General features: G+C 62.5%; 8 protein-coding genes and 1 pseudogene. All 9 read left to right on the top strand.

Annotated elements, in window-relative coordinates; all coding sequences use genetic code 11:
- A pseudogene (locus tag V7D81_RS21900) lies at positions 1-353 on the top strand (efflux RND transporter periplasmic adaptor subunit); the annotation flags it as partial.
- 12 nt (positions 354-365) lie between these two features.
- Positions 366-3524 carry an efflux RND transporter permease subunit gene (locus V7D81_RS21895; RefSeq protein ID WP_324320316.1) on the top strand — a complete coding sequence of 1053 codons (3159 nt, stop codon included), beginning with the start codon at positions 366-368 and terminating at the stop codon, positions 3522-3524.
- Positions 3521-3859, top strand: a complete 339-nt coding sequence (locus V7D81_RS21890; protein WP_324320314.1) for a P-II family nitrogen regulator — start codon at positions 3521-3523, stop codon at positions 3857-3859. Before V7D81_RS21895 ends, V7D81_RS21890 begins: the two co-directional genes overlap by 4 nt.
- A 39-nt stretch (positions 3860-3898) precedes the next feature.
- Positions 3899-4480: a methyltransferase family protein gene (locus V7D81_RS21885; RefSeq protein ID WP_324320312.1), complete on the top strand. Its 582-nt coding sequence runs from the start codon at positions 3899-3901 to the stop codon at positions 4478-4480.
- Between the two features lie 12 nt (positions 4481-4492).
- Positions 4493-5044 carry a hypothetical protein gene (locus V7D81_RS21880; RefSeq protein ID WP_324320310.1) on the top strand — a complete coding sequence of 184 codons (552 nt, stop codon included), beginning with the start codon at positions 4493-4495 and terminating at the stop codon, positions 5042-5044.
- Positions 5044-6972 carry a heavy metal translocating P-type ATPase gene (locus tag V7D81_RS21875; RefSeq protein ID WP_324320308.1) on the top strand — a complete coding sequence of 643 codons (1929 nt, stop codon included), beginning with the start codon at positions 5044-5046 and terminating at the stop codon, positions 6970-6972. Before V7D81_RS21880 ends, V7D81_RS21875 begins: the two co-directional genes overlap by 1 nt.
- A 2-nt stretch (positions 6973-6974) precedes the next feature.
- Positions 6975-7469, top strand: a complete 495-nt coding sequence (locus tag V7D81_RS21870) for a DUF4124 domain-containing protein (protein ID WP_324320306.1) — start codon at positions 6975-6977, stop codon at positions 7467-7469.
- 107 nt (positions 7470-7576) lie between these two features.
- A complete protein-coding gene (locus V7D81_RS21865) occupies positions 7577-9262 on the top strand; it encodes a phosphoethanolamine transferase (protein ID WP_324320320.1) in 1686 nt (561 codons plus the stop codon).
- A gap of 333 nt (positions 9263-9595) precedes the next feature.
- Positions 9596-10063, top strand: a complete 468-nt coding sequence (locus V7D81_RS21860) for a hypothetical protein (protein WP_324320304.1) — start codon at positions 9596-9598, stop codon at positions 10061-10063.
- Positions 10064-10369 lie beyond the last annotated feature (306 nt).

Genomic DNA, 10369 nt, shown 5'->3' with positions numbered 1-10369 from the left:
ATGTCGCGCCCTTTGGCAGCACCACCAACCAGACGCTTTCGGCTCGCGTGCTGCTGGACAACGCCGATCGCAAGTGGCCGCCCGGCCTGTATGTGACTGCGGAAGTAACGCTCACAAACACGGCAGTACCGCTTGCCATATCAAGTGGCGCTCTGCAGACGATGGAGGAACGCACGGTCGTCTTCGTACAGGGCGAGGAGGGCTTTGAGCCCCGAGCCGTTCAGCTCGGCCGCAGCGACGGCGAAGTGACCGAAGTGCTCGCAGGTCTTGAACCCGGCGATACCTACGCAACCAGGAACAGCTTCATCCTAAAGGCAGAGCTCGGCAAGGGCGAAGCTGAGCATGGGCACTAAAAGGAGGCTGCAATGATCGACGCTCTTCTGCGTTTCTCCATCGCCCGACGCTGGATCATCCTGTTTCTGGTCGTGGTGGCCGCCGCAGCCGGTGTCTGGAGCTATCAACGGTTGCCGATCGATGCGGTACCGGACATCACCAACGTGCAGGTGCAGATCAATACACAGGCGCCGGGCTACTCGCCACTGGAAGTCGAGCAGCGGATAACTTATCTGGTTGAGACGGCCATTTCCGGCCTGCCGCGCATCGAGTATACGCGCTCGCTGTCGCGCTATGGCCTGTCGCAAGTCACCGTCGTGTTCCTCGACGGCACCGACATCTACTTTGCGCGAAATCTCATCAATGAGCGCTTGCAGCAGGCCAAGAGTCAGCTGCCCAGCGGCATCGAGCCAGAGATGGGCCCGATCGCGACGGGCCTGGGCGAGATCTTTCTCTACACCGTCCACGCCGATGAAAAGGCGCGACAGCCCAACGGCCAGCCATACGACGCCACTGCCTTGCGCACGCTGCAGGACTGGGTGATCCGCCCGCAGCTGCGCCAAGTGCCCAATGTCACCGAGGTCAATACGATCGGTGGTTATGAAAAGCAGTTCCACGTCACGCCCGACCCGGCGCGACTGCTCGCGTTTGGCCTGTCGCTAGAGGATGTTGTCAATGCGCTCGAGAGGAATAACGCCAACGTCGGCGCCGGCTACATCGAGAGGAACGGTGAACAGTATCTGATCCGCTCGCCTGGCCAAGTCTCCGACATTGCGTCGATTGAGCGGGTGATCGTCGCGCACCGCGACGGCGTGCCTGTCACCGTGCGCGATGTCGCAGACGTTGCCTTCGGCAAGCAGTTGCGCACCGGCGCCGCGACACGCGATGGCGAGGAGACGGTGCTCGGCACGGCCGTGATGCTGATCGGCGAAAACAGTCGAACGGTGTCGAAGGCCGTGGCTGCCAAGCTTGCGGAAATCGACAAGACCTTGCCCGAAGGCATCACCGCGGAGCCGGTCTACGACCGCACGGTGCTCGTCAACAAAACCATCTCGACGGTGCAAAAGAATCTGCTGGAAGGCGCCGTGCTGGTGGTTGCGGTGTTGCTGCTGATGCTTGGCAACGTCCGCGCGGCGTTGCTCACGGCGATGGTGATTCCGCTGTCCATGCTGATGCTGATGACTGGCATGGTCGAGAGCAAAGTCAGCGCCAATCTGATGTCGCTGGGCGCGCTTGACTTCGGTCTCATCGTGGATGGCGCCGTGATCATTGTCGAGAACTGTATTTTGCGGCTGGCAGGCAGACAGCATCATGAAGGACGGCTGCTGACGCTCGAGGAGCGGTTGCAAACCGTCTTTGCAGGCACGCGCGAAGTCTTCACGCCGAGTCTCGTGAGCGTGCTGGTGGTGATCCTGGTGAACTTGCCGATCCTGGCGCTGACAGGCGTTGAGGGAAAGATGTTCCGGCCCATGGCGCTCGCCGTCATCATCGCCTTGCTGTCTGCGCTCGTGTTGTCGCTGACCTTTGTTCCGGCAGCAGTGGCCTTATTCCTGCGCGGCCGAATCGAAGAGAAGGAGAACGCGATTGTCCGCACCGCGCGCCGCCTGTACACGCCGGCCTTCGATGCGGCCCTGCGCTTTCGCCTGCCGGTCCTTGGAGCGGCGGTTGCGCTCGTCCTCTTCTGCGGCTGGCTCGCTTCGCGGATGGGCTCGGAGTTCATTCCGAGTCTCGATGAAGGCGACGTCGCCGTGCAGGCGCTGCGCATCCCGGGCACCAGCCTCACGCAATCGCTGGAGATGCAGTTCCAACTCGAACGCGCGCTCAAGGACATGCCGGAGGTGAAAACGTACTTCTCACGCGTGGGTACGGCCGAGGTCGCGACCGATCCGATGCCGCCGAATATCTCGGACGGCTATGTCATGCTCAAGGATCACGCCGACTGGCCCAATCCCGATAAATCCAAGGCGGAGCTGCTCGAAGAAATCGAGCAGAGGCTCGAAGGCTCGCCCGGCAACGCCTTCGAGATCAGTCAGCCGATCGAGCTGCGCTTCAACGAACTGATTTCTGGGGTGCGTTCGGATCTCGGCATCAAGGTCTATGGCGATGATCTGGATCAGCTCCTGAAAACCGGCAACGCGATCGCCGCGATGTTGAACACCGTCCCGGGCGCCGAAGGTGTGAAGGTCGAGCAAGTGGCAGGCTTGCCAGTGCTGTCGGTGGAGCCCAATCGCGCCGCGCTCTACCGCTATGGGCTCAACGTCGCAGATGTGCAAGACGTGCTTGCCGCCGCGACGGGGGGCGAAGAGGCCGGCCAACTGTTCGAGGGCGACCAACGCTTCGGGTTGGTGGTCCGTCTGCCCGAACACCTGCGCAGTGATCTGACGGCGCTCGGGCGCCTGCCCATCCCATTGCCCGAGCGAGATGGCGTGCGCGGCTATGTGCCGCTCGGTGAAGTCGCGATGCTGAAAATCGCGCCTGGACCGAACCAGATCAGCCGAGAGAACGGTAAGCGTCGGCTGGTCGTGTCCGCGAATGTACGCGGGCGCGATCTCGGCAGCTTTGTCGCGGAGGCCCGCGCGAAGATCGAGCAGCAGGTGAAACTCCCGTCCGGCTATTGGCTGGCCTACGGCGGAACCTTCGAGCAGCTTGAATCGGCAACGCAACGCCTGACCCTGCTCGTGCCGGTGACGTTGATCATGATTTTCGCGCTGCTGCTGATGACCTTCGGGTCGGCGAAGGACGCCGCGCTCGTCTTCAGTGGCGTGCCACTCGCGCTCACGGGCGGGGTGATCTCACTCTGGTTGCGCGACATTCCGCTGTCGATCACGGCCGGCGTGGGCTTCATCACGCTCTCGGGTGTTGCCGTGCTGACCGGTGTCGTGATGGTTTCGGCGTTTCGCGATCGGCTCGCCCAGGGCGCCACGATCGACGACGCGATCCGTGAGGGCGCGATGTTGCGCCTGCGGCCGATTCTGATGGTCGCGCTGGTCGCCGCACTCGGCTTTCTGCCGATGGCGCTCAACACGAGCACGGGCGCCGAAGTTCAACGCCCGCTCGCCACCGTCGTCATTGGTGGAATTATTTCCTCCACGCTCCTCACGTTGCTCGTGCTTCCCGGCCTATATCGCATGACGTGGCGACAGCCTCAGCCCGTGATCGGAACGGTCGCCGTCAAGGAGTCCTACTCATGAAACAGATCAAGGCATACATCCACCAGATCCGCACCGCGCAGGTCGTTCAGGCGCTGGCGGACGCGGGCTTCCGCAATCTTGCACTGCTGGACGTCAAAGGCACGCTCAAGCCTCTTAGCGACAACGAACGGTACTACTCCCCCGAGGGCATTGGCCTGTTGATCGGCGAAGTGCGGCTCGAGCTCGTGTGCGAAGACCACGAAGCGGATGCCGTCACGGCGATCATCCGCACTCACGCGCAGATCGGGCCTCAAGTGTCGGGGTGGGTCTATGTGAGTCCCCTAGAGCAGGCGCTCCCGATCGGCGGTGAACCGCCGGCTGCGCCGACCTCATGACGGATATTGAGGTTTACGGCGTTGTCGACTCGAAAGCGCATGGCCGATACCCGGGCCTTCTGCCTGGTGATCGTCGCGCTCTTTCTCATCTCACGTTCGGCGTGGCACGAGTCGAGCGGGACCGTTGCTCACGTGTTGACGCCGATCGGAATCGTACTCGCGGCCATCGGCGCGCTGGGACGACTCTGGTGCAGCAGCTACATGGCTGGCAACAAGAATGTGCAGCTCGTGAGGGTCGGTCCCTACTCGCTGACGCGCAATCCACTCTACGTCTTCAGCTTCCTCGGCGGACTCGGCATCACGATCACGACCGAGACACTCACTTTGCCCGTGCTGTTCATGGTGTGGTTCGCCTGGTACTACCGGGATGTCATCCAACAGGAAGAAGTGCACCTGGGCGACCGCCACGGCGCACGCTTCGTCGATTACAGAGCGAGCGTGCCGCGGTTCTGGCCACGACTGTCCGGCTACTGGGAGCCAGGGCGATGGGAGGTCTGTCCGGCCGCGCTTCGCCGCTCGCTGACGGAAGTGGTCTGGTTCGTGATCGCGGCCGTGATCGTGCATGCCTTGCACGATCTGCGCGACGTGTTCGCGTGGCCTTCGTTGTTCGCACTCTACTGACGGAGGTGAGCCGTGTCGCAACCTCGTCCTCCCAGGCGCAAGCCCGCAGAGGCTGCGTCACCCAATCTCAAGAAGCAGTTATGGATTGTTTTCGGCGTCGCCATTCTTGTGAGCGCTCTGGCGGTCGCGTTGATGAATTTGGACTTTCTCCGCTCAATACCGCCAGAACAAGTCATCCGTGTCTACCGGGTCCACGGCTGCCGCTGTGTGTTTCCGTGGGCGCGTGCCTTGGAAGCTGAAGGATTCATCGTGCGCTTGTCCGAAACCGAGACCTTGAAGAACACACGGACACGCCTGCAGGTACCCGAGAGCCTGCATGGCTGCCACCTCGGTGATTACCTCGGCTATTTCGTCGAAGGACACGTCGATGCCTCGGCGCTGCGAGCGCTGGCGGCGCAGCGCCCCGATGGACTTGGGGTCGTGACCGAAGCCGTTGTCGGGATGGAGAAGGAATATTCAGTGAGCGTCCTCGATGAGCGCAGTCCCGTGCTGCTGGTCGACCGCAGCGGACGCACGCGCAAGTGGTTTCAACCGGCCGGTGATTCACGAGGGGGCTCGCCGTAATGCGTCCGACATCGGAGGCAACATCCGATACGAGTGCCTCTGGCCGCTGGTGGAGTTTTCCGCCGTTGCGTGGCGCCTTGCTGGCGGCAGTCATCGCTGGCACGGCGTTCGTGTGCGAACGGCTTGGCGTGCTGCCTCATCAAATCGCCATCGGTGCCTATGCGCTCTCCATCCCCATCGGTGGCTGGCATTGGATTCGCGAGGGAATCGAAGAACTCATCCACGAACGCAAGATCGGTATTGAAATACTGATGATGGCGGCCACTGCCGGCGCGGCTGTGTTGGGCCTGTGGGATGAGGCGGCAGCGCTCGTTGTCCTCTACGGCGCCGCAGAAGGACTGGAAGAGTACACTTACGCTCGCACGCGATCCTCAATCCGCTCGCTCCTCGACTTGGCGCCCAAGGAGGCGCAACTCCTGGAGGGCAGCGGCAGTGAGCGGACGATACCTGCCACGGAACTCAAGCCCGGCGATAGATTCGTCGTGCGCCCCGCACAAGGCGTTGTGACCGACGGCGTGATCGTCGAAGGGCGTTCGAGCCTCAACGAGGCATCCATTACCGGTGAATCGATGCCGGTGGAGAAAGGGCCGGGCGACAAGGTGTTTGCCGGCAGCATCAACACCGAGGGTGCGCTCGTGGTCGAGGCGACCGCCGCGTTCGCCGACAACACGCTGTCGCGCATCATCCATCTCGTCGAAGAAGCGCAGGAGCGCAAGGGACGCGCGCAACAATGGATCGAACGCTTTGGCCGACGCTACAGCCCGGCGGTGCTGATCGCGGCGGCGTTGCTGCTCGTCGTTCCCGCGCTGTTTGGGCTGCCCATCGATTTTTGGGCGCGGCGCGCGGTCGTGTTGCTCGTGGCGGCCGCGCCCTGCGCGCTCATCATGTCGATGCCGATGGCGATGGCCGCTGCGATCGGTAGCGCCGGGCGACACGGCATTTTGATCAAAGGCGGCGCGCACCTCGAACATCTCGGACGGATCCGCATCATCGCCTTCGACAAGACCGGGACGCTCACCATCGGACGGCCGGAAGTCACTCATGTCATCGGCAATCCGCTCGAGGAGAACGAGCTGCTGCGCAAAGCGGCGAGTGTCGAACATTTCTCGCAGCATCCCCTGGCGCAGGCGATCGTGACCGAGGCCGAGCGACGCGGGCTCACGCGCGAGCCCGCACAGGACTTCCAGTCGATCACGGGCGGCGGCGCCGAGGCCATGATCGGATCGCAGCGGTGGCTCATTGGCAGCCCCGCGCTCATGCGCGAGCAGGGCATCGCGCTCAACGCCCTCGACGCCAAGATCACAGCGCTGCAGCGCGAGGGCAACACCGTCGTCGCCGTGGCCAACGCGGGCAAGGCGGTGGGACTCATCACACTACAGGATCAAGTGCGTCCGGAAGCGGCCGAGGTGGTACGCGAGCTCCAGCGCCGCGGCATACGCATCATCATGCTGACCGGTGACAACACGCTGACCGGCGAGGCCGTGGCGAGACGCCTGGGCATCGAAGAGGTACGGGCGGAGCTCAAGCCACAGGACAAGGTCGGCGAGATCGAGGAGATCATGCTGCATACGCCGGTGCTCATGGTGGGCGACGGCGTGAACGATGCGCCGGCGCTTGCCGCAGCCACGTGTGGCATCGCCATGGGCGCAGCCGGCACCGACGCTGCCATCGAGGCGGCGGATATCGCGCTCATGGCCGATGATTTGAACAAGGTCATCGTCGCACTCGATTTCGGCGAGAAGGCGCGGCGCGTGAGCCTTCAGAACATCGTCCTTTCGATTGCAATTCTGATCGTTATGATTCCGCTCGCGGTGATCGGGCTGATCGGCGTCGCAACGGCCGTGCTCGTCCACGAGAGCGCCGAGCTGCTTGCCGTTGCAAATGGCGCGAGAGCGGGTGCGATCGCGCGTCAAGCGAAGGAGGGCTGATCATGCGCGGGTTCGTTTCTGCTCTTGAGTTACGCGCCTGTCTGGCCAGCATCGTTTGCATTTTCGCCTGGGGTCTCGCTTATTCGGATGAACCCCATGAGATCTACAAGTCCACGGACGCTGAGGGCCGGCCGATTTACTCGGATCGGCCGCTGTCGCCCTCGGCGCAACGCGTGATCGTCCGGTCGACTCGTGATCCGGCCGCTGCCGAAGCGGCAGCGGCTCAGGTCCAGGCCACGAATGAGCGCGTCGAGGCGTACCGAAAGCAGGAAGCAGACAAACGTGTCGCCAAGGAGGGCGAGCAGAAAGCACAGGTACGCAGACAAGAGGACTGCCGCCGAGCGCGCGATCGTTACCTGATGTTCGCCGAGAACAACCGGCTCTACCGCCGCGACGAGCAGGGCAATCGGGTGTACTACACCAGTGTCGAGATCGACGCCGAACGAACCAGCGCCGAGAAACGAATGAAGGAACTGTGCGACGGGACGCCTCGGTGAAGTCTGTGACTAGAACGCCCATTGAGCTGTCGCAGCGTGCTCCTGACGGTGCAACGGCGAGTCGCGAGGCACAAACGAACGGATCGCTCGGTGAAGTCGACGACACGATGCTTCGATCTCTCGCGCGGGCCGCGCAACGACTGTCTATGCGACGCCCGGAGATATCCGTCGAGCTGTGTGTGCTGCTTACATGCATGTTCTTCGCCGTCATCAGTAGTGCGCCGTTCTGGAAGGCGCTGTTGGCGGACCGACGATGGGCCGACGCGTCGACGTGGACGTTCGCTGCGCCGGTATTCATCGCGATCACGCTGCTGCACTTCGCTGTGCTGGCTGCGGTTTGCAACCGCTGGACGGCGAAACCCATCCTGGCGGTATTGCTGCTCGTGAATGCCTGCGCGATGCCATTCATGCAGGACTATGGCGTGTATCTGGACCCGACCATGGTTCGCAACATCGTACGCACGGATGTTGGCGAGGCGGGCGAATACTTAAGCGTTACAGGGCTCATGCGAGTGGCGCTTTATGGGGGAGTCCCGGCTGCGGTGCTCCTGACGTTGCGGTTCTCCCGCCGGCCGCTCGCGCGCGCTGCAGTCGTGCGATGTGTGCTGATCGCCGGCGCAGTGCTCGGCAGCCTCCTCGCGCTCGCGCTGGTGATGAAGGACTTCGCGCCGCTCATGCGGGCGCACAAGCAGATGCGCTATCTGATCACCCCTGGCAACTACCTGTACTCAATGACGCGTGTGCTGACCGGCACTATCCGTGGCGAGGCACCCGCTCGCACTCATCTGGTCGGGACGGATCGCCACACTGCATCTGCCGCCATCGCCGACAAGCCCGTGCTGTTCGTCATGATCGTAGGCGAGACGGCGCGAGGCGATAACTTCTCGCTGAACGGCTACGCACGCGACACCAACCCCCGCCTCTCGAATCTCGATATCGTCAACTTCCCGGACGTGACGTCGTGTGGCACAGCAACTGAAGTCTCGCTCCCGTGCATGTTCTCTCCGTTCGGCCGTGATCGCTATGACGAAGACACCACCCGCAATCACGATGGACTCCTCAACGTGCTCGCCCATGCCGGCTATCGCGTGCTGTGGCGGGACAACAATTCCGGCTGCAAAGGCACTTGTGAGGGCGATGGAATCGCCCTGCAGACCGCCTCGCAGCTGTCGAGCGTCGAGTGTCCCAACGGACGATGCTTGGATGAGATCCTGCTCCGAAATCTGAACGTAGTCGCCTCGACCGGCGCGGAGAATGTGTTCCTCGTGCTGCATCAGCTCGGTAATCACGGACCCGCCTACTACCAGCGCTATCCGCCGACGTTCCGCCGCTTCACGCCGACCTGTGACACGGTCGAGCTGCGGAAGTGCACACAGGAGCAGCTCGTCAATACGTACGACAACGCGATTCTTTACACCGATCATTTGCTCGGAGAGGTCATCGCCTTCCTCAGCGAGCGCGCGGATCAGTATCGGACCGCGATGCTCTACGTAGGTGATCACGGCGAGTCCCTTGGAGAGGGCGGCGTCTATCTGCACGGATTGCCTTACGCCATTGCGCCACACGTGCAGACGCATGTGCCCATGCTGATGTGGATGTCCGAGAGCTTTCGCGAGGACTTCAAAGTGAATTCGCAATGCATCCGCGCACAGGCCACGCGGGCCGCGAGTCACGACAACGTCTTTCACTCGATCGTCGGGTTATTGGCGATCGAAACATCCGAGTATCGGGCCGATAGCGATCTCTTTGAAAGCTGCGTTCGACATGCATTGCGTGCTGCCGGACGGACATAGGCACACCGCACCCAGGAAGAGCTTATGAGTATTAGAATCGCTGCTTGCCTGCTCTTCAGCGTAGCTGCGGTCGCGGGGTTGAGCGGCTGCGTGCTCTTTGAGCCGGAAAGCAAACAAACACCAGAAACCTTTACTGAGGCGTTGCAAGTCTGTCGCATGCAGCAGCCCGGTCGTGCCAATCGTCGCGTGCATCTGCCGCCGACGCACGCTGGCGTGGCCGGGTGCCTGCAGCGCCGCGGATGGAACCCGGACGGCTCACGCATCCCGCAGTAGTCGCAGACTAAGGGGGATCAAATGAGAACTATCTCAACAGGCGGAATGGCAGCAGTCGGAATGGTTGTGGCGCTCCTCGCATTCAGCGCCCCGTCGGACGCCGAACGATCAGCCTGTGCATTGCTTCCGCCCGAGCAAGTGAGCGCGATCGTGGGTTCGGCCGTTCATGTGAACGCCGCCGAATCATCGAAGGCGGAGTCGCAGCTGGACGTCTGTGTGTATCGCGGCCAGGACTTGACCATCCGATTCTCAATCCACACAAGCGATAGCGAGCTCGCCGCACGTTCAGCGTTTGCGCAACACGTAACAGAGGCTTTCAGTCGTGACACACCCGATCGACTCCTTCGCGGTGTGGGTGCGGAAGCGCGCTTCGGCACGGTGGAGCGCACACGCTCAGGTATCGTCGTCGCCCGCTACGACACGACTGTGATGGTGCTGGTCGGTCCTCATGATCAGTCTTTGCTCGTTGCCCTGGCGCGCAGCGCCATTGCGGAATTGAGTGCCGCACCTCACAAGGCTGATCCGTGACGCTCTGAACCGGCTGACGAGCGCAAGCACGCGGCGCTCACGCGCGGATATCCGCGACTGCATTGCGTCAAGCCGTGCGTGTTTCGACTGACGTTTGTCCCGTGAGCGCCTACGCTGCAGCTCTTTTCGCTGGATTGAACCGCCGGTGCTTGCGTTGGGGACTATGATTATCGGTGGTCGAAAAATGTGAGGCGCGGAGGTGGGACCGATGCTGAAGCACGCGGGTCGTGCGGCAGCGCACTCATTGTCGGCGGCGATTGCCGCCCTGTTCTTCGTTCTGGGCACTTCAGCGGTGATCGCAGATGG

This window comes from Povalibacter sp., from assembly GCF_036735925.1.
Lineage (GTDB): Bacteria > Pseudomonadota > Gammaproteobacteria > Steroidobacterales > Steroidobacteraceae > Steroidobacter.
Note: the sequence above shows the minus strand (reverse complement) of the source record. Positions and strands in the feature narration are given on the sequence as shown.